The 19,297-nt window shown below is 58.2% G+C and carries 23 protein-coding genes; 8 read left to right on the top strand and 15 right to left on the bottom strand.

What is annotated here, in order from left to right; translation table 11 throughout:
- Positions 1 to 210: 210 nt before the first annotated feature.
- Entirely contained in the window at positions 211 to 1,200 is a 990-nt protein-coding gene (locus B7L68_RS04210; RefSeq protein WP_081246441.1) for a coiled-coil protein, read from the bottom strand.
- A 103-nt stretch (positions 1,201 to 1,303) separates the two neighbouring features.
- Between B7L68_RS04210 and B7L68_RS04205 the strand changes: the two genes are divergently transcribed.
- Positions 1,304 to 2,014: a helix-turn-helix domain-containing protein gene (locus B7L68_RS04205; RefSeq protein WP_081246440.1), complete on the top strand. Its 711-nt coding sequence runs from the start codon at positions 1,304 to 1,306 to the stop codon at positions 2,012 to 2,014.
- Here B7L68_RS04205 and B7L68_RS04200 read toward each other — a convergent pair whose 3' ends face one another.
- Positions 2,015 to 2,503, bottom strand: a complete 489-nt coding sequence (locus B7L68_RS04200) for a ribosomal protein L13e (RefSeq protein WP_081246439.1) — start codon at positions 2,501 to 2,503, stop codon at positions 2,015 to 2,017.
- Positions 2,504 to 2,588: 85 nt separating this feature from the next.
- Between B7L68_RS04200 and B7L68_RS04195 the strand changes: the two genes are divergently transcribed.
- On the top strand, positions 2,589 to 2,927 hold the full coding sequence (locus tag B7L68_RS04195) for a BphX family protein (protein ID WP_081246462.1): 339 nt from the start codon (positions 2,589 to 2,591) through the stop codon (positions 2,925 to 2,927).
- Here the strand turns inward: B7L68_RS04195 and B7L68_RS04190 are convergent.
- The 6 genes from B7L68_RS04190 to B7L68_RS04165 form a co-directional block, all read right to left on the bottom strand.
- Positions 2,916 to 3,173 (bottom strand): hypothetical protein, encoded by a 258-nt coding sequence (locus B7L68_RS04190; protein ID WP_238136319.1) that lies wholly within the window; start codon positions 3,171 to 3,173, stop codon positions 2,916 to 2,918. The genes B7L68_RS04195 and B7L68_RS04190 overlap by 12 nt on opposite strands.
- A gap of 86 nt (positions 3,174 to 3,259) precedes the next feature.
- Complete coding sequence (locus B7L68_RS04185) at positions 3,260 to 3,574, bottom strand: HIT family protein (protein WP_081246437.1); 315 nt, start codon at positions 3,572 to 3,574, stop codon at positions 3,260 to 3,262.
- On the bottom strand, positions 3,571 to 4,569 hold the full coding sequence (locus B7L68_RS04180) for a transcription initiation factor IIB (RefSeq protein WP_081246436.1): 999 nt from the start codon (positions 4,567 to 4,569) through the stop codon (positions 3,571 to 3,573). Before B7L68_RS04180 ends, B7L68_RS04185 begins: the two co-directional genes overlap by 4 nt.
- Before the next feature lie 75 nt (positions 4,570 to 4,644).
- Entirely contained in the window at positions 4,645 to 5,613 is a 969-nt protein-coding gene (locus tag B7L68_RS04175; protein ID WP_081246435.1) for a replication factor C small subunit, read from the bottom strand.
- Complete coding sequence (locus tag B7L68_RS04170) at positions 5,610 to 6,080, bottom strand: hypothetical protein (protein ID WP_081246434.1); 471 nt, start codon at positions 6,078 to 6,080, stop codon at positions 5,610 to 5,612. The genes B7L68_RS04175 and B7L68_RS04170 overlap by 4 nt, the downstream gene beginning before the upstream one ends.
- The gene (locus tag B7L68_RS04165) at positions 6,073 to 7,221 is read right to left on the bottom strand and encodes a TGS domain-containing protein (protein ID WP_081246433.1); all 1,149 of its coding nucleotides are present in this window, start codon (positions 7,219 to 7,221) and stop codon (positions 6,073 to 6,075) included. The genes B7L68_RS04170 and B7L68_RS04165 overlap by 8 nt, the downstream gene beginning before the upstream one ends.
- Before the next feature lie 277 nt (positions 7,222 to 7,498).
- Here B7L68_RS04165 and B7L68_RS04160 point away from each other — a divergent pair, with 277 nt between their 5' ends.
- A complete protein-coding gene (locus B7L68_RS04160) occupies positions 7,499 to 8,818 on the top strand; it encodes an NADP-dependent isocitrate dehydrogenase (RefSeq protein ID WP_081246432.1) in 1,320 nt (439 codons plus the stop codon).
- A 3-nt stretch (positions 8,819 to 8,821) separates the two neighbouring features.
- Here B7L68_RS04160 and B7L68_RS04155 read toward each other — a convergent pair whose 3' ends face one another.
- Genes B7L68_RS04155 through B7L68_RS04145 form a run of 3 tightly spaced genes read right to left on the bottom strand, consistent with a single transcriptional unit; the run spans position 8,822 to position 11,284 of the window.
- A complete protein-coding gene (locus B7L68_RS04155) occupies positions 8,822 to 9,295 on the bottom strand; it encodes a GNAT family N-acetyltransferase (protein ID WP_081246431.1) in 474 nt (157 codons plus the stop codon).
- 39 nt (positions 9,296 to 9,334) lie between these two features.
- Positions 9,335 to 10,333 (bottom strand): NMD3-related protein, encoded by a 999-nt coding sequence (locus B7L68_RS04150; RefSeq protein ID WP_081246430.1) that lies wholly within the window; start codon positions 10,331 to 10,333, stop codon positions 9,335 to 9,337.
- 12 nt (positions 10,334 to 10,345) lie between these two features.
- A complete protein-coding gene (locus tag B7L68_RS04145; protein WP_081246429.1) occupies positions 10,346 to 11,284 on the bottom strand; it encodes a DNA cytosine methyltransferase in 939 nt (312 codons plus the stop codon).
- A 45-nt stretch (positions 11,285 to 11,329) separates the two neighbouring features.
- Between B7L68_RS04145 and B7L68_RS04140 the strand changes: the two genes are divergently transcribed.
- The gene (locus tag B7L68_RS04140) at positions 11,330 to 11,929 is read left to right on the top strand and encodes a hypothetical protein (protein ID WP_081246428.1); all 600 of its coding nucleotides are present in this window, start codon (positions 11,330 to 11,332) and stop codon (positions 11,927 to 11,929) included.
- 70 nt (positions 11,930 to 11,999) lie between these two features.
- A complete protein-coding gene (locus tag B7L68_RS04135) occupies positions 12,000 to 12,965 on the top strand; it encodes an NAD(P)/FAD-dependent oxidoreductase (RefSeq protein ID WP_081246427.1) in 966 nt (321 codons plus the stop codon).
- Here B7L68_RS04135 and B7L68_RS04130 read toward each other — a convergent pair.
- The 4 genes from B7L68_RS04130 to B7L68_RS04115 all read right to left on the bottom strand — a co-directional run bounded on the left by B7L68_RS04130 (position 12,962) and on the right by B7L68_RS04115 (position 16,666).
- On the bottom strand, positions 12,962 to 14,323 hold the full coding sequence (locus B7L68_RS04130; protein ID WP_081246426.1) for an MmgE/PrpD family protein: 1,362 nt from the start codon (positions 14,321 to 14,323) through the stop codon (positions 12,962 to 12,964). The two genes, B7L68_RS04135 and B7L68_RS04130, sit on opposite strands and share 4 nt — an antisense overlap.
- Entirely contained in the window at positions 14,307 to 15,257 is a 951-nt protein-coding gene (prpB, locus tag B7L68_RS04125) for a methylisocitrate lyase (RefSeq protein WP_081246425.1), read from the bottom strand. Before prpB ends, B7L68_RS04130 begins: the two co-directional genes overlap by 17 nt.
- A 384-nt stretch (positions 15,258 to 15,641) precedes the next feature.
- Entirely contained in the window at positions 15,642 to 16,088 is a 447-nt protein-coding gene (locus B7L68_RS04120; RefSeq protein WP_081246424.1) for a hypothetical protein, read from the bottom strand.
- A gap of 47 nt (positions 16,089 to 16,135) precedes the next feature.
- On the bottom strand, positions 16,136 to 16,666 hold the full coding sequence (locus B7L68_RS04115) for a 50S ribosomal protein L22 (RefSeq protein ID WP_238136321.1): 531 nt from the start codon (positions 16,664 to 16,666) through the stop codon (positions 16,136 to 16,138).
- Positions 16,667 to 16,733: 67 nt separating this feature from the next.
- Between B7L68_RS04115 and B7L68_RS04110 the strand changes: the two genes are divergently transcribed.
- From B7L68_RS04110 to B7L68_RS04100, 3 genes are read left to right on the top strand one after another with little or no spacing between them, the layout of a single operon-like run.
- A complete protein-coding gene (locus tag B7L68_RS04110) occupies positions 16,734 to 17,567 on the top strand; it encodes a geranylgeranylglycerol-phosphate geranylgeranyltransferase (protein WP_081246423.1) in 834 nt (277 codons plus the stop codon).
- A gap of 14 nt (positions 17,568 to 17,581) precedes the next feature.
- Positions 17,582 to 18,265, top strand: coding sequence for an HAD family hydrolase (locus B7L68_RS04105; protein WP_081246422.1), 684 nt, complete (start codon positions 17,582 to 17,584; stop codon positions 18,263 to 18,265).
- Positions 18,266 to 18,283: 18 nt separating this feature from the next.
- The gene (locus B7L68_RS04100; RefSeq protein ID WP_081246421.1) at positions 18,284 to 19,123 is read left to right on the top strand and encodes a helix-turn-helix domain-containing protein; all 840 of its coding nucleotides are present in this window, start codon (positions 18,284 to 18,286) and stop codon (positions 19,121 to 19,123) included.
- Positions 19,124 to 19,297 lie beyond the last annotated feature (174 nt).

Genomic DNA, 19,297 nt, shown 5'->3' with positions numbered 1-19,297 from the left:
GACACATACGGGATTTCCCGCGAAGGGGGTTCCATATCGACTGTTCTAGGCGGAGGGATACAATTAAACCATCTGGAGAGAGAAATCCTAGTGAGACTTAGTCGAATCAATGCGCCGAAGGAAGGACGGTAGAAAACACAAATTGAACTGATGCGCCATCCAAGTCGGCTACAAGAGGCAAACGCCTAAAGTTCTGCCGGGGCCTCCTCACTACTCCTCAGCTAGGTAGCCGGCCTCCGCCAGCACCTTCATCTCCTCGTGGGTCAGGCGCTCGCCTCTCAACAGCTTCTGGTATATCTCCTCGGCCCTCGCTCTTAAGCTCTCTCTTTTGGCGTTCTGGACCTCCACGGCGTTTTTGTACCTCTCCGAGAGGTCCGCGGCCTTGAGCAGTATGGTGTACTTATTGAGCTCGTCCCTGAGTTGGGCCAGCTGGGCCCTCAGCCCCTTCCTCTTGACCGCCAGATCCACGATGGCTTTCTTCAGCTCGTCCCTAGCCTGTTTCAACTCCTCTCTCTTCTTTTTCAGCTCCGTCAGCTGCCTATACGCCTCCTCCCTCTCCTTCTTGAGCCTAGCTATCTCCTCCTTCACCGAGTTCAGAGAGCTCACCAGGTTCGCTATGTTCTGCCTGATCTCGTCCTTCCTCTTCCTCAGCTCGTCCAGCCTATTCCTTATCTCCTGTATGTGGGACCTCAGCTTCTCGAGGGAATCCGCCAAGTTCAACTCCTCCTCTATCTCGGATATGGTCCTGATGAACTGGCGCTCCCACTCCGGGTCGGTCGGCGAAGTCTCGAAGTAGTACTCAAGCCGCTCGACCAGCATCTTCATCTTCTCCTTGTCCAGCGGCCTGCCCCCCACGTACTCGTTGATCGCGCTGAGGGCCTTCCTGTAGGCGTCGAGCTTCTCCCTATGCCTCTGGGCCTCCATGTTCAGCTCCAGGATCTGGGACTTGGCCCTACGTATCGAATCTATTATCTCCTGCCGCCTGGCCCTCAGTTGGTTTAGATCCTCCCTTATCTTCTGGAACTTAGCCCTTACGCCGTCTATCTGGGATCTGATCTCGGCCAGGCTCCTCCTGACCTCGCCCAGAGCGTTTCGTTTATCCTCTATCTCCTTGGTTATGGCGGCTATCTGCCCCTCTATCTGGTCCATCGAGGAGCTCAATTCGCGTATCTTGCTCAAAAGCTCGTCCTTGTTGATCACGTGGGGGGAGTACCAGCGATATTTAGCTTTTCTTGCTTGAGGCACGGCACGTCCTCTGTTTACAAAAAAGAAATGATTATATTCCCATGCGTATTTCTTCACAATGACTCAGCCGTATAGGGACGTCGCGATGTATATTGCGGGCGATATAATTATGTCTGAGAATCCCGGCGAGGCGATAAAAAGGTGGCGTCTCGTCTTCGGGCTGACCCAGACGGCGTTGGCGGTGCGGCTCAACACGTCGCCGAGCGTTATCAGCGATTATGAGTCCGGCCGCAGGAAGTTCCCCGGCGCCAGGTTCGTGAAGAGGCTGGTCCAGGCTCTCATAGAGGCCGACCTGGAGCGAGGTAGCCCTATCGTCAACCTCCTGATGCGGCAGATATTGAAGGAGAAGTACTGGATAGCCGTGCTCGACATGCGGGACTTCACGTCTCCCGTCCCCATCAAGGAGTTTTTAAACGCAATAGATGCGGAGGTCTTGATAGAGCCGCCGACTGTGGATATATACGGCTATACCCTGGTCGACAGCATAAAGCTGGTCCTAGAGGTTCCCTCGAACGAATATCTGCGCCTATACGGCACGACGTCGCAGAGAGCCGCCATATTCACAAAGGTGTCGACCGGCAGATCTCCCGTCATAGCCGTCAAGTCCATGTCCGCCGTGGTGAACCTAAAGCCTGCCGTAATTGTGCTACACGGAGTTAAGGAGATAGACAACCTTGCACTAGAGATATGTAAACGTGAATATATACCATTGGCTATAACCAATTTAGAAATAGAGATATTGATAGAGAATTTGCGTAGATTTAAATAATTATTTCTTATATATTATTTTTGAAATTCTCTGCAGATTGCCCAGGCCCTTGGTCGCCTCGTGCCGCTTCCTGGCGGCTCTCTCCGCCGCCTTCTTCTTCCACTTCCTGGCGTGGGTCTCCTTATATCTAGCGCCCAACAAGCCTCTGGCTCTCCTACCCGCCGAGGTTAGGCCCCTATATGCGCGCCCTCTCTTGGGCTTGATCGACGTCGATACCGCGGTCTTGGGCCTGGGGGGAGCTGCCCGTCCCTCCAATATTTCGACCAGCCATTCCCTAAGCGCCTGAACGTTGGCCTCGTGGACGGACCTGCGTCTGGCGTCCACGTAGAGGCCGAGCAGCCTAGCCTGCTCCACGGTTAAGCCGGCCTTCTCCACCTCGCCGGCTGAAAACCCTCTGCCTGTCCTCCACTTGACGACTCCGCCTTTACTTATGGCGGCGGGTTCCCTCACGAGCGGTCGAGGCGGCGTCGCCGCTGCGGCGTCGACCATGGGCACCCCGCAAGGACCGATTTATAAAGTATTCCCCGCCGCGATGGGGCCGGAAAGCTTGAAATACTCCTCCGCGACCTCCGACGTGCAGAGGCTGTTGGCATCCCTGGCCATATATAGATTCGTCGCCGTATTGGCGATATATTTCGCCACGCTCTTGTTGGACCCAGTAGCCGTCGTGGGCATAGTGATAACGGCCATAGCCTCCCTAGTGCTCTCCATAGCGAGGGAGCCCGAGATCTACGTGGTCATAGTGCCCCTCATCGCGCTTGTGGATTCCGTGGGCCTCGTGCTCGCCCTGTCGTCTCTGGCCGGCATAGCTGGCGCCATCGCCGGGGACACCGCCCCATATATAGCGTTCTATCTGGCGGCCGTGGCGTGGGACGTCGAGGTGTTCAGGCTGTCGCGCACCCTATCCGCCTAGCACCTCCACGGTCTTCTCCACGGAGTATTCGTCGAAGTTCCCGTAAGCCACTATCCTGAACGTCACCCGGCCGCCCGACTTGGCCCTTATCCTATATACGCCCTCGCCCACCCTCTCCACGTCGACAGGCCCATCCACCGAGTACTCTATGTCGTAATCCCTGATCAGAACCGATAGGTTGGAGAAGTCGATAAGGCCCTCGCCCTTCACCTTCGCCGCTACGGGATAGGCCTTCAGGATCCTCAAGATCTTTACATCATGCTCAATCTTGTAAACAACATATAAACCTATACTAAAAATAAAAATAAAGAAAATTAAATCTAACGTGATATTCATCTATATGATTCAAAAATCATCGAAGGAGTCTGCGGAGTGGTCTTAAGCCCGTAGAAGGCATTGAAGCTCACGTCGCCGCACCAGCGAGGCACTATCTCCACCTTGTCGTCCCACAGCACCACGTTGTATGCCTCCGGCCTGTAGGCGCGCTTCATCTTGGCTATCAGCTCCTTTACGTCTCTGGCCAGGCCGACGAGCTCGCCGTCTGACATCTCGACGATCTGTTTACGCAAGTACATGACCACATGGCCGCTGTTGAGCGGCACCTCCGCCGGCTTTACCGTCACTAGGTCGTCGCTCTTTATGATCATTTGATGGGTATCTTTATATCGAGCGCCTTCGCCAACTCCTTGTATCTATTCCTGACAGTGACCTCGGTCACGCCGGCCGCTATGGCGAAATCCTTCTGGGTCCTATTGTCGCCGTGCAGCAGAGAGGCTATGTAGACAGCCGCGGCGGCAAGACCCGCCGGGTCCTTGCCCGCGGTCAAGCCGGCCTTCTTGGCCTTGTTTATTATCTCGATGGCGGTCTTGACGACGTCGCCTGTCAGCTTGAGCTGCTCAGCCACTCTAGATATATACAGCACCGGGTCGCTTATGGGCACTCTGACGTTCAGCTCGCGTAACAACAACCTGTAGCATCTGGCGACCTCCCTCCTGGAGGCCTTGGTGAACCTCATGAGCTCGTCGAGAGGTCTGGGCGTCTTGAGCATCCTGCAGGCCATATACAGCGCGGCGGCCGCCATGGCCTCCACCGACCGCCCTCTGACGAGCTCCTTCTCCAACGCCTGTCTGTAGATCTCCAGCGCCTGCTCCACGCAGGGCCTCGGCACCCCCATGGAGCTCTTGAGCCTCTCCAGCTCCTGCGCAGCCTGGACGAAGTTGCGCTCGTAGGAGGTCTGCACGCGGGCCCTGGTCTGCCACTTCCTCAGCCTTATGACCTCCAGCTTCCGCCTGAGGTCTAGCTCCTTCCCCGAGACGTCCTTATCCCTCCAGTCGATGACCGTGGTCAAGGCCTCCGAGACCAGACGCGTTATGGGCGCGCCTGTACGCGCCCTCTGTCCCTTCTCCTCATTGGTGAAGGCTCGCCATTCGGGGCCTAGATCGACCAAGTTCTCCGAGATCACGGTGCCGCAGACGACGCATACAATTTCGCCTCTCTCATAGTTGTAGACGAACTTATCGTTTCCGCAAACGGGACATATATACGGCTCTCCGGTCTCCGTGATCAAGCTTAAATATCCATCGGTACTTTTGGCCACTCGGAGCTTGTGGGGCACGCCTTGGGAGCCGGACTGGGAAGACATCCCTTATAAATAGTTTATCCATATATAAATTTTTCGTTTATTTAGTATAATTATTTTATTTATGCTATATTATATTTAACTTTTCTTATATGTATTAATTGTCTTCCTTATTTTTGCTAATAATCCATATATTTGAAGTAAACCATTTGCGCCACGCAGGATCGCGTAATGAGACCTCCCCACCTCGAACGCGAGGTCCGGCTTTAGGTGCTCCGGGACGTCTAGCCTGAGGACCTCGCGGTGGATCTGCCTCACGAGCTCCAGCTCGCCTACTCCGCCGTCGGCCACCAGTCCATATATCTGCGACATGGCCTTGCTGAAGCTGCCGCCTACGGCCTCGGCGATTATCTGGCGCAACATGGACGGGCTGACGTAGCCGAGGGCCTTGGCGACGGCCTCCTCGTCTACGGATTTGGTCATGGAGCTGGCTATCTGAAGCGCCGTTATTGCCCTCCTCATATCGCCCTGCGTGAAATCGAATATCGCGTCCAGCGCCTCCTGCGAGGCCTTGACGCCTTCCTGCTCCGCTATGAATTTCAGCCTAGACGTAACCGCCTCCTTGGGCAGAGGGGAGAACCTGAATATGGCGCATCTCGACTGTATGGGCTCGATTATGCCGGATACGTAGTTTGCCAGCAGTATGAACCTTGTGGTGTTTGCGTACATCTCCATTATCCTCCTCAGGGCTTGCTGGGCGTCCGAGGTCATGTTGTCGGCCTCGTCGAGGACGACCAGCTTGAACGGCGCCTTTCCGGCCGGGGCCGTCCTGGCGAACTCCTTCACCCTCTCCCTGATCACGTTTATGCCCCTCTCGTCCGAGGCGTTGAGCTCCAGCGTGTTCTCGCGCCAGGCTGCGCCGTACAGCTCCCTCGCCAGCACGAGCGCCATCGTCGTCTTGCCCGTGCCCGGGGGGCCGTAGAAGATGAGGTGCGGCATGTTGCCGGCCCTGGCGAACTCCCTAAGCCTGGCCTTGACCTCCTCCAGGTCGACCACCTCCTCAAAGGAGCGAGGCCTATACTTCTCGAACCAGAAGAGCTCGCTCATGTCCTAAACTCCTCGGCCAGCTGCGTCGCCACGTATTTATTGTCCTTCTTTATTACGTAGCCGAGTCTGTTGAGGATCTCCAACAGCTCGTATTCCCTCTCCCCGAGGCTCTCGGCCTTCTCCACATCTAGCGGTAGGCGGCTTAATAAATCGGACACGATCTTCTTGGTCGTCGCGACCTCCCTGTTGGCCCCCTCATCTCTGAGTAATACCACCACGCCCCGCTCGAGGAGCGCCCTCAAGGCGTTCTTGGAGCGGATCTCCTTGGTGTCAAGGAACTTCCTCTCCTCTATGGCTCTGAGCAGGGGATGTCCGCCCTCGTCACGCGCCCTCGCCGCGCCGCCTCTCTGCTCCAAGAGGCTCCTTATATCCCTCAGCTCCTCTAGGGCTAGGTTGACCAGCCCCTCCAGGGCCTCCACCCTCTCCTCAAGCTCCTTCAGCCTTCTGGCGCATTCGTCTTCAGGCATGTATCTCCACCACGTCGCCGTCCTTAAGCCTATACTCCAGCCCCACCCTCTTGGGCCATTTGGGGTAGGCCTCGCGGCGCCACACCACGGCGTACTTGAAGTTCTCGTAGAGCGAGCTGTGTATGAGCTTCGCCACATCTCCGACGGTGCTGCCCTCCCTCACCACGAGGGGCTTGGGCGTATAGCCGTCGCTATGTATCTGCTTCGTGAAGACCCTCATGAGGCCTAGGGACTTCAGCGCGAGCGACAGGAGGCGGCCCCTGTCTATCTCGCATCTGGGCAGGTCCACGTTGAGGTAGGCAATGCCGAGGTCCCTCAGAGCCGCCTCGGCCTCCTCGTCGCGGCCTGAGAGCACCGCTATGGTCGGCTTGTAGAGATGCTCCGAGAAGACGGCGTCCTCCACGTCGTCTAGGGTCGCCTCGCCCTCTATGTAGACGGCCGCGTGGTGTATTCCATATTCGTGGAGAAGCCTCTTGACGTCATCGAGGGTGGCGTCCTTGAGGCGGCCCACTATCTGTATCCCGCCGAGCCCCCTACGCTCTATCCTCACCATGGTCCTAGGCCTATAGATCGATATTCCGGCGTCGTCGAAAAGCTTGATCACGGCGTCGAGGGTCTTCCTGGGCTCCATGTCGGCCCTCAACACCAGGAGGAGGCCGTCTGCGTTTCTCGCGAGGGCGTACGCCGACGAATTTATATCGCTTGAAGGATCGCCGAGAACCAGGCTGGGCGCTTTTATCAACTGTATATATACATTATCCTCGACAAACATAGCAGGGACGGGCTCGACCGTGCTGAAGGGCACCTCGTCCGGCTCCAGGGGCGCCGACGTGAGGCATTTAAGCAGAGCGGTCTTCCCGCCGCTCGGCGGACCTACGACGACCAGCTGGACGTCGCCGTCTTTCTTCACATAGTGCCCGCCACCGCCGCGTACGCCGCGCTCCTTGGCCCTACGCTCCTCCGTCTCCCGCCTCAGCTCGGCCATCCTGCGCCTTACGAATTTGATGAGCTTCTCCGTGCCCTTATGTCTAGGCACGGACGAGAGGAACTCCTCCATGGCCCTAATCTTCTCCTCCGGCGTCTTGGCCTCTACGACCTTCAGCCACTTGGCCCTAGCCTCGGCAGGCAGATTGGCGGGCACATACGTCTATGCAACGGATATATTAGGGCTTCTCCGGGCCGGCATGTTTAACTCTCGGCCTAGGCCCCATGCGTATGGTTATTGGCCTACTCGGCCATGAGCTTTATATATTTAGTTAGTACGATTCGATAAATATGAAAATTCTTCGTTATTTCCTAGAAAAATACATTTTTATAATGCTAGTTATTTATATTGAGCTCTCCATGCTATCTTGTCGTTTAACTCGAGACACACTAGACGAAAGATAAGAATTTAAAAGAGCGAAACGATTTCCGTCATGTCAGATTACCTAGAGAAGATAAAGTCGCAGATACCCAACCTACAGGCCTACGCCGGAAAGTACGCCGATCCTATCGAGGGCGAGTACGTCGTCTACACAGGGCCCGGCCAGCTCAAGGTGCCGGATAGGCTCGTGGTAGGCTACATAGAGGGCGACGGGACGGGGCCCGAGGTGGCCTACGCCGCTATAAAGGTCGCCAACGCCGCTGTCGAGAAGGCGTACGGCAAAGCCCGCAGGGTGCTGTGGTACGAGGTCCTTGTGGGCTCCAAGGCGGAGAAGCTGTTGGGGAGCAGGTTGCCCGACCAGAGCGTGGAGGTCCTCAAGAAGGTCAGGGTGTTCCTGAAGGCTCCTCTGGAGACTCCGGTGGGCGGCGGCTTCCGGAGCTTGAACGTGACGCTTAGGCAGATATTCGACCTATACGCGAATATAAGGCCTGTGAAGTATTTCCCGGGCCTGCCGTCGCCCCTCAAGAACCCGGAGAAGGTGGACCTCGTTATATTCAGGGAAAACACCGAGGATGTGTATATGGGCATAGAGTGGCCTTGGAACGCGCCTGAGGCGGCCAAGCTCCGCGACTTCTTGAGGAGAGAGCTGAAGGTGAACATCAGAGACGACGCGGGGATAGGCATAAAGCCCATAAGCAAGTTCGGCACCCAGAGGATAGCGAGGTTGGCGTTGAAGTTCGCGATCGAGAACAAGAGGAGGTCGGTAACCATAATGCATAAGGGCAATATCCAGAAGTACACCGAGGGCGCCTTCAGGGACTGGGCCTACGAGCTCGCTAGGACCGAGTTCAGAGACCACGTGGTGCTCGAGGAGGAGCTGCCGCAGTACGGCGGGAAGGTGCCGCCCGGCAAGGTCCTCGTCAACGACAGAATCGCCGACAATATGCTCCAGCAACTCCTCACCCGCACCGGGGAGTACGACGTGATTCTCGCGCCCAACCTAAACGGCGACTACGTAAGCGACGAGGCCGCCGGCTTGGTGGGCGGCCTCGGCGTAGCGCCCGGCATAGACGTAGGGGATTGGGGGATGATGGCCGAGCCGGTCCACGGCACGGCCCCCAAGTACACCGGCAAGAACTACGTCAATCCTACAGCCACCATTCTGGCGCTTGAACTGCTCTTCAGATTCATCGGATGGAGGGAGGCCGCCGACATGATACTTAAGGGCGTCAGCAAGACCTACGAGGCGGGCTACTTCACCGGCGATCTGGCCAGGCAGATGACCGAAGAGGAGAGGAAGGTAGTAAAGGAGGTTCTAGGCACCCAGGAGTTCGCCGAAAAGGTCGCCGAGATAATAAAAACTGAGCTCTAAAAACTATACCTCTTTTGCATATATAGATTCAATAGGTCTAAAGTTCATCTTTTTATAGAATTCTATAGCTATTTCATTGAGAGCGGGGAAGTCGGCCATGATCATCTGCGCGCCCTTGCGCCTCAGGGCGTCCATGGCCTCCGACATCATCCTCTTGCCCAGACCCTTGCGTCTAAACTCCGGCAGCACGTAAAACTCCCTTATTATGCCCGCCATCCTCGGCTCGTAGAAGAGCCGGTCCTCGACGTCGCCCACTATAACCCCTACGGCTCTGCCGTCCACCTCGGCGACAAGCACGACGGAGCTGGGGGACGATATTTTCGACTTCACGTATTCCTTGGACGCCGCAAGTAGGTTTTCGGCCGGCTTAAGCAGGGGGTCGAACTCGCCGTTGAGCCTCTTCAGGCGGGCTATCAGGTCGGCCAGAGCATCTACATCGCTCTCCAGCGCGGCTCGGATCACTATGTTTGGATACATGGCAAGGACCGCCAGAACTGTATTAAAGCAATGCTACGTCTAGATTGGAACTATATAGCGCCTATCGCCTATCTCCACGTAATACGCCGCGCCGTCTCTGGAGCCGCCGGCGTCCACCTCTATTCTGCCCTCGGTGTCGGCGAACACGCCGCCCCTCACCTCGCCCTTCACGCCCGTCCCGATCCTCTCGGTCTTAACCTCGGTGAATCGATGGAGCGGAATCCTCGCGCGGCCGCCGCTCGATATATCCACGACGTAAACGCCGTCGCGCCCAACGTCGAGGACTAGGTAGTGGCTAGACCCCCTCTTCACCACATCGCCCTTCTTGACGGTTATTATATAGACCGTTGCCGTGTAGTGGTAGATCTCCCTGTCTTTCCTCCTCCCCAACTTCTTATAGCTCTCTACGTAGTCGCTGGGGACTATCTCGTGTATTCTATGGGCCATGTGCCTGGCCAGCCTAGGCTCCGTGGTGGATATCTCTAGGGATCTGCCCACGCGCTCCACCGATATCACCGAGCCGAGGTTCTTGCCCCTCGCCTCGAAGGCTATATGTTCCAAGATGGACTCTATCTTGACGAAATCCCTGTCGTCGAGCTCGTCGGGGAACCCCTTGATCCTCAGGAGGCCTCTCTCAGAGCCCCAGATGTTCCTCCTGCAGTCGGGACACACGTCCAGGACCACGTCGGCGATGTATTGCGCCGAGAACCGGCGCGGCTCTATGAGCTCGTGGGGCGACCCCACGCCCGATATTCTGTAGACCACCTTATCGCCGCTGGCCTCCACGTCCACTGAGAGCAACCTGCCGCCGGCCTTGACGCTGTCTCTGAGCAGTCTCTCCAGCAGAGCTCTCTCGCTCTCTCTGCCCGGCCTTATCCAGCGCCCCCTAACGTACAGCGCCCCGCAGTACCTGCACTTGACCACGTTGAACCTCTTGATCTCGAGGACTGGGTGTCTCTCCAGGTAGCAACTCTCGCACATGCCCTCCACGAGCCTATCCGTAGGCCGCCCGCATATCGGACAGACGACCGTGGGCACTGCGGAGAGGCGTCAGTGCAATATATCTTTGATGTACTCGGCGATGGCTTGCGCCAGCGGAGGCGGGACGGCCTCGCCGACTTGGTTGAACTGGGAGTCCTTGGGCCCGAAGAAGACGTGGTGGTCGGGGAAGCCCATCAGCCTCGCCTGCTCCCTCACCGTGAGCAACCTGTTCTCCTCGGGATGTATGAACCGCCTGCTGCCCATCACCGTGGGGGCCGGCTCGTCCCATCTGAGCCTTATGTAGTTTCCGTACGTGCCAGAAGCCCCTCTGAATTTCATCAACGCCTCTCCGGGCCTCACGGCGGCTATCCTTTCCGCCTTCGACGCGCTCAACGTCACGGTCTCGTGGTTCGGGAGGCCGGAATCCACGGGCGGCAAGCCGGCTAGGGCTTGTCTAACCGTCATCGGCTTGCCCCGTCTGGGCGTAATTTTTATGTTAGAGACAAATACTCTTTCTCTATGGCTAGGTACTCCATGGTCTTCTGCAAATAAAATATTGAAATATATCTCATCAAAGCCCACCCTCTTGAACTCCCTCTCCAGGGCCTCCCTCAGCGGGCCTTGGGCTATGCCGGGCACGTTCTCCAGCACGAATACCTTGGGCTGCAGCTCGCCGACAAGCCTTATGAAGTGGAGAGTCAACTGGCCGAGGGGATCCGTGTAGAGCCTGTCCAGCGGATCCTCCATACGTCTCGGGTTAGTGGCCGTAAACGGCTCGCAGGGCGACCCGCCTATCACTATATCGATCCTGCCGCCATGTCTTTCCACATCCCTATAGGTTATCGCGGCTACGTCCTCCTCCAGGACGACGGCGCCGGGGAAGTTATAGCTGTACGTCCTCGCCGCATCTGCGTCGATTTCCACCCCCACCACAGCCCTAAAGCCGGCATCTACAAACCCCCTCGAAAATCCTCCGCCTCCAGCGAATAGATCCAGTACGTTATACACCGAGGATCTATAGTAACCTTTTTATATAGATATCCCTAGTTGGGTATGTCGCTACGCAGATTGAGGCTGAGGCTCAGCGACGCCTTGGGCTTGCCCAAGCCGGACGAGCTTAGCTCTAGGTACGGCAGAGCCTTCGAGAGGGCAGTCTTGATGTTGCTTAAGGCGAAAGACGCCGTGGCGGCGTTAAAGACCTTCATAGAGAGCTACGGCGAGCCCCACTCCGGCGCCTTCAACAAGATAAGGATGTTGATCCCCTGGGCGAAGAGGGTGAGGGAGGTCTCGGAGGCGCCGCCTGTGGTGGCCAAGATAGGCGACGCCGTCCTGACGGCCCAAGCCGATTTCCTCATATCCTACGAGGACGGCAGGAGGGAGATCGTGGAGCTGAAGAGCCACATCCTCAAGAGGGGCGAGTGGAGGGTGAAGGCCGAGTGGTCATTCGCGGCTAAGGTCATGAGGATGCTGTACCGCAAGGCCGGCTACGACTACCCAATCCGGCTCATCTACTTCGTCGAGGAGAGAGGCGGCGTGAGGCCCGAGCAGGAGGTGTACATGTACCCCAACGACGAGAAGGACGACCAACACCTCCTCAAGGCCCTGGAGGAACGTATAGGCAAGATCAAGCAGGCCCAGGACGGGGGGCATTAGGGGGCCGTCCGGGCGGCCCGGCTGGGGTCTGCGGACATTAACTTCTTAACTGCGCATCGTCTACACGTCCATGAACGCCGACTACGACGTCGTCGTGGTGGGAGGCGGAATAGCTGGATTCTCAGCCGCGCTGTACGCGGCGAGGCAGAGGCTTAGGACTCTCGTAGTGGCGAAGGACGTGGGGGGTCAGCTGAACATGACCACGTTGGTCGAGAACTACCCGGCCATAATGAAGATATCGGGTCCCGAGCTTGTGGCCAGGGTGCATCAACAGGCCGAGCGGTTCGGCGCCGAGGTCATATTCGACGAGGTCACCGGCGTGGAGAAGGAGGGGAATATCTTCAAGGTCAAGACCTACGGCGGCGATGAGTATAGGACGCTGGCCGTAATACTCGCGTTCGGGAAGACCCCGAGGGAATTGGGAGTGCCGGGGGAGGCGAAGCTTAAGAACAAGGGCGTCTCCTACTGCACCATATGCGACGCCCCGTTCTTCAAGGGGCAAGACGTGGCGCTCGTGAGCTGGGGCGACTTGGCCAGAGAGCCCGCCACCATTCTCTCCTCAACCTCGAATAGGTTCTACTGGATATTCCCCGGGGAGAGGCCGATACAGGACGAGGAGTTCTTGTCGACAGTGCTCGGCGCCGGCAGGGCGGTCTTGGTGCCCAACAGCGAGGTGGTCGAGATAAAGGGCGCCAACAAGGTCGAGGCGGTCGCCGTCAAGAATAGAAAGACGGGCGAGGTACAGGAGCTGAAGGTAGCCGCCGTGTTCGTCGAGGTCGGCTACGTCACCAAGACCGACTTCGTCAGGCATCTGGTCGACCTCAACGATAGGGGCGAGATAATTGCCGACTGGGAGGGCAGGACAAAGACGCCGGGCGTCTTCGCCGCAGGCGACGTGATACAATACCCCTACAAGCAGGCCGTCATAGCCGCTGCGCAGGGAGTGGCGGCGGCTCTGTCGGCCACCGCATACGTGATGGGGCTAAAGGGCAGGAAGGTCGTCTCTCTGACCGACTGGCGCGCCGAAAAAGCCTAGCTGGCCAACAGATCCAGTAGCTCTGCCATATTTCTGTCCTCCAGATGCCACACGAACTCCACGACCTCTCTCTGTAGACGGCTCGGCAGAACTCTCCTGGTGTTCGCGAGGAACTTCTCCTCGAGCTCCCTGTCGCTCAGCGGATTCTTCGGATGGCCTTTGGCGTAGTCCACTTGTTCTGTGTATCGCGCTCCGCTCTTCGCGACGACGGTTATCCTGTTGGGATGGGCCTTGGGATACATCTTGTCGAGCTCCGGGTCGACCCTCACCTCCATCTTCTTCATGAGGGAGAGGATCTGCGGGTCTCTGATGTTCTCATAGCTGTCTATAGTTATGGGGCCGTAGAGCAACGCGGCGGCGGTTACCCACATTATCGAGTGGTCGGCGGTCTCCTTCGTGTATGGGTTCCACTTCTCGGGGTCCTTGGGCCCGATTATGTCGTAGGCGGCCTGGAAGGTCTCTATGGTTATCTTCTCTATCTCCTCAGCCCTCACCTTCTCCCTGAGCCTCAACGCGGCCTCGACGGCCGTCTGGGCGTGGTACTCCACTGGGTACGGCTTTATGTAGGTATCCAGAATTCTATGCGGCGGCACCAGCCTCTCGATCTCCGCCAGAGGGCCGTAGTCGAATTCCCCCGATAGCAGCTGCCTTATGAACCCCATCTCGCCTTCGAACGGCTTGAAGGGGCCTGTGAACCCCTCGGCGGCCAACAGGGCCGCGAATACGGCGTTTCTGGTCGCGTTTGCGGCGGCCGCGCCCTTCCACATGCTCAGCTCCCCCACGCGGGTCTGCCGCATCGCGGCGTGGGGGACGGCATATATGGCGAGCGCGTGTTGCGTCTTCTCGCTGTCTAGCCCCAACAGCTTGCTGGCGACCAACGTGCTGCCTACGCCCAGATAGTTGACGTGATCCCAGCCGTGTTTTCTGAGGCTGGCCGCGTCGCATAGAGACACGGCCGCCTCATAGCCGATGGCTATCGACGTAATTGCCGACTTGCCGTCGGAGCCCAGCACGTCGCCTAGCGAGAAGGCAGCCGCTATCATGTCGCTGGGGTGGAGGGGCTCCTTGGAGAGATATGTGTCGTTAAAGTCGTGGTATCTTAACATCAGCCCGTCGACGAAGGCCGCCCAATCGGGGGCGACCCTATACCTAGTGCCCAGCACCCTGGCGCCCCACTGGGACTGGGCCCTCGAGATGGCTCTACGCGCCAGCGCGACGGGCTCGTTGTTGTAGGCCGCGAACGCGACCGCCAGGGAGTCCAACACCCTCCTCTTGACCTCGTGGACTACGTCGGTGGGCAGCCTGTCGTAATTTATGGATTCGGCGTATTGGGCCAACGCCTTAGTTATCCTGTCCATGGACCTTATCGGGCCTTAATTTAACAGCTAGCCTTCTGTCGACCTCCTCGGCGATCTTCTTGTCGAAATCCTCGTAGTCGTAATAGCCTATCAGCTCGTAGAGCTCTTTCCGCGTCAACATCCTCGGCACCAAGGGCTCCTGCGTGCCCAGCTCGGCGATAGTCCTCAGGGCATCCCTCACGGCGCCCAGCGCCACTCTGAGCAGAGTTACCGGGAATATGACAAACTTATAGCCATATTCCTCCAGCCTCTTGGCTGGGATCAACGGCGATTTGCCGAACTCCGTCATGTTGGCCAGCAACGGGGCCTTTACCCTCCTGGCGAATTCGGCGAATTCCTGCTCGCTCTCGAGAGCCTCGGGGAATATAACGTCGGCGCCGACCTCTAGGTACAGCCGAGCCCTCTCCACGGCGTCGTCGAATCCCGCGACGCCTCTTGCATCGGTCCTCGCCACTATCACGAAGTCCGGGTTGCGCCTCGCCTCGACAGCGGCCTTTATCTTCTTCGCCATCTCGTCGGGAGAGACCAAGGCCTTGCCGGAGAGATGGCCGCATTTCTTGGGCAACACTTGATCCTCTATCTGGACGCCGGCTGCGCCCGCCCTCTCGAACTCGACCACGGCCCTCACGACGTTGAGGGCCTCGCCGTAACCTGTATCTATATCAACTATAAGAGGCATATCTACCGAGGACGCTATATATCTAACCACGCGGACCATCTCGTCCATGGTTACTATGCCCAAGTCGGGGAGCCCTAGAGAGGCCGTCACGGCTGCGCCAGAGACGTAGCCGGCTTTGAAGCCCATAGATTGTGCGAGCAAGGCGGTTATCACGTCGTAGACGCCCGGCACCACGACTATCCCTGGCTTTTTCAGCTCGGCCCTCAGCTCAGCGACGACGTCCTTCCTGTCTTTCCTCAAAATGGGGGCCCTCACGCCATAGACCAGCTCCCTATATTAATTATGCGGAAAACGCCCATGGACCGTATAGATGCCGAGCTATCGATGCGGGCGCAGTACGGCTTTCCGCTTGTGGGCCCTTCTAGGAGGTGGGCAAGGCGCCTGGGCTAGACTGGGACGAAATTATAGGCTGAGGTTTTGGCCGAGGCCGGCATGCTCAGAGGCCCCGCCTGCGACAGCCTGGTTCGAGGAGTCGACCCAAGTGCTGAGAAGCGCGGCGTCTGGCGAGCGGGAATATCTTGGTTACTTCGGTGTACGCGCCCGGTACTGAGGGGTATCAAGCCGGCTCGCGGACGGATACTCGGCGTTGGGGATCTGCTGGGGGCAGGCCATATCCAAAAGGATCGAGTCGGTCAGCAACTAGGAGCGCGCCTCGCCTTGATAGCACCAGATGCCTCGTTCCCTCTGGATGAAGCCCTTCCGTCTCAACATCACGCTGTTGAGGTTCTTACCGTAGTATTTCCTCACCTCCGAGAACGTGAGGCATTTATCCGGCCTCTTCAGGGCCTGGTTTATCACCGCCTCCCAGCCTCCCTCATATCCCTCGGCCATGAGCTCCGGCTTTATCTCCTGCAGGACTTCGGGCAACTGCTCGGCGAGCGAGTCCTTCACGGCCTTCTTAAATAGATCGTACAGCCGCTTGTCGTTGACGAACTCGTTGAGGGCCTCCCTGGCCACGTCTATCAGCTTTATCTTGCAGGGCTGCTCCAACAGGAGCTTGATGGCGTCGTCGTAAGGCGCGTCGGGCCTCGGGAGGAGCCTACGGAGACGCTCCACTAGGGATGGGTCCTTGACCTCTATATGCATGGCTTCCCCGAGGACTATGTGATATATAACTTTTATATCGACGGCAGCTACTTGAACACCTTGAGCTTAAGCCTCTTCGGCGCCACGCCTTGGGGCAGCTCGACGCCTATGATCTCTATGTTCACGGTCTGCTCGTTCCACGGCGTAGATCTGCCGAAAGCTCTCGGCATATAGTTCCTGATGGTTATGCCCCTATGCGCCGCCGCGTGTATTATCACGACTCTATCCACGTCGAGGCCCTTAAACTTGGCGTTGTTCTCGAGATTCTCCAACACCCTTAGGTAGTTCTCCGCCACCTTCACGGGCCATTTGGCCACAGGCCAGTTGCCCCAGGGCGTCGCGTGGTGGGCCTGCTTCTTGGTGAACCTTCTGAGGGGTATCGGCTTCTTCAGGCTGACCGTGTCCTCAAGCCACTGCCTCGCCTGCCTCAACGTCATGTATTTTATGAAGCGCCCCACCTCGACCGATTTCTTCCACGACATCCTGAACTCGTTGCCGTAGGCCCTCGCTATTTGATCCTCGGAGATCTTCACCCCGTATTTCTCGAAGACCAGCTGTATCACATCCTCGTCCGACATGCTGTAGTGAAGCCTCGCCACGGGGGCGGGTATAGGATTATTTATAAGTCTTAGCGTCGGTGACGGCGTGCGCCAGTACTGGCGGCTCATCAGGGGGGAACACGGCGTCTTGACCGCAATATCGAGCGTGGCCTCCTACCTCATCGCCGGCGGCAGAAGCCCGCTGACGTCGGCTCTGGTGGGCATCAGCGCGTTTCTCGCCGAGGCCGGCATGTTCGCCCATAACGACGTAGCGAATCTGCAGGAGGACAGAATAAATAGGCCGGACGCGCCGCTGGTGGCGGGCTCCGTGAGCCTTGGGGCGGCCAAGGCCGTGGCCGTCGCGTCCTACCTCTCGGGCCTCGCGCTGGCGTCCCTTCTGACCTGGCAGGCCCTGGCTGTATACGTAGCGGCGGCGTCGCTCGGCGCTTTCTACAACGAGCGGGGCAAACGCATACCGTTTGTGGGCAACTTCATAGTGGCCTTCCTGACCTCCATGGTCTATCCGTACGGCATGGCGGCCGCGGGCGCCGTAGACGCCTATCTGGCGCTGCTCTTCGCGGCGTCGTTGCTCGCCAACTTCGGCAGAGAGCTCGTCAAGACCGCCATAGACTATCGGGGCGATCTGGCGGCTGGAGTGAGGACCGCCGCGATGGTTCTAGGCCCAGAGCGGGCGGCGGGCCTCGGCGCCTACCTCGCGCTGGCCTCGTCCGCGGTCGGGGCCTACCTATCCTATGCGCTGGCATCAAGCGGAATGTATGTCCTGCTGGCCGGCGTAGCGCTCACGACGGCCCTCCTAATAGTCCTCTCGGTCCTGTGCATAGACGGCAAGTGGCAACTATTCCGCAGGGGCTCGCTCGCCGCCTTTGGAGCCACGCTGGTGGCTCTTCTGGCGCAGGGCGTTATCGTCGCAATATTTTAGATGGGGAATCTCACATGGGCTTGGTCCTGGTGGATCTCGACGGGACGTTGATACCGCTCGAGGCTTGGGACCCCGTGTTCTACGAGATCTCGGCCACCATGGCAGGTAAAATCGGTATACAGCCGGGCGAGTTCTGGAGCTTGGTGAAGGCCCTGCACTACCAGCTCATGAGGCGGTTTAGCCCCAGGGCCTTCGATTGGCAGTACTTGATAGAGTCGGTCGCCTCCAGCTTCGGCATATACGAGGCGCCGAGGATCGAGGACGTGTTGGCTAAATACGTGGCTGGCTTCCCGGTCATAGACGGGGCGTACGAGTTCTTGAGGGGAATCAACGACCTCGGCTTGAGGGCCGCGATAGCCACGAACGGGCTCCGTAGATACCAGTCTATCGTGGTCGAGGCGCTCGGCTTCTCTAGATATATAGTCGGGCTGAGGACTTCTGACGACTACGGCTGCGTGAAGAACTGCAGGGAGTATTTCGAGGGGGCGTCCTTAATGATAGGCGACAACCCCGTGTTCGACGTATATTTCCCCAAGAAGTTCGGCCTGAGGACCGTCTTCGTCGGGGATTGGCATAAGGCCGCCCGGAGATACGGCGAGTTGCTAGGCGTAGATCTATCCGACGTAAAGCCCGATAGGGCCGCCTCAAGCCTCGCGGAAGCCCTGGGCGCGGTAAAAGAGCTGACAGGCTATTTATAGCCCCCCTATTATAGGGCCGTGATAGTGCTCAACTTGACGTTGCCGCCCCTATTGGCCATATTCCTCGGAGCCGCCGTCTTCTCCAACGTATCGCTGCCGGCGCAACCCGCCTCGGCCGTCGCGGCCTTCTGGCTCAACAACACGCCGATACCCTGCTGGGTGCTTCAAGATAGGCTCTACGTGCTACAAAACGGCGAACCAGCCTACGTCGAATACGTGCCGCAGTTCCTCAACGCCTCTGGAACGTACTCGATATCTATCAGCGCGCCCGACGGCGCGGTGGTGGCGATCCCGCCCGGCATAATCGCGGAGCTGAGCCCGAATAACTATACATTAATATCTATAAATAGAACAGGTCTATACATATTTATAAAAGCTAATAATATATCTATTATATTTTATCCAGCTAAAATAATCACCTCGAAGACCAACAGAACGGCCGCTCCGCCTACAGCCGCCACGTCCATGGCCCAGACCGGGAGCTATGCGAACACCGGCACATCCACGCCGACGGCCGTCGCGACGGTCGTCGCGTCGGGTCCCTCCGGCGGGGCGCCGTCTGTCGCGCCCATCGCGCTTATTGCGGCCGCCATAGCCGTCGCAGCCTCGGCGGCGTTGCTGGCCAGGAGGCGCGGCGATCGGTGCGGCCATCTGGGCGACACCGACCGGCTGATCCTGGGGGCTCTGGAGGAGGCGGGCGGCCGTATGCAGAGGGCAGAGCTGGCGCGCCGGCTGGGTCTGCCCGCCTCAACTCTGCATAAACATCTGCACAAGCTCTCTCGATACGGCTATCTGAGGCTGGTCTCGGAGGGAGGGGCCCAGAGGGTCGAGCTTCTGAGGAGGTGTTCAGACGGCTAAAAAGCGTTCATCGTCGCCGCTCAGCGGACTCATCACCAGCCCCTTAACGGCCGCGATTTATATTCTATGTGGGGGAGCGTCAACATGGCCTCGAAGGCCAAGTTCGAGAGGTGGTTGAGGAGCTTCGCCGTCTCCCTCTCTCCCAGACCCACCGCCCTCCTCTCGGCCCACCTG

Origin of the sequence: Thermoproteus sp. CP80 (genome assembly GCF_002077075.2) — an archaeon.
Lineage (GTDB): Archaea > Thermoproteota > Thermoprotei > Thermoproteales > Thermoproteaceae > Thermoproteus.
The sequence above is the reverse complement of the archived record's forward strand: the minus strand, read 5'-3'. Positions and strand labels throughout refer to the sequence as shown.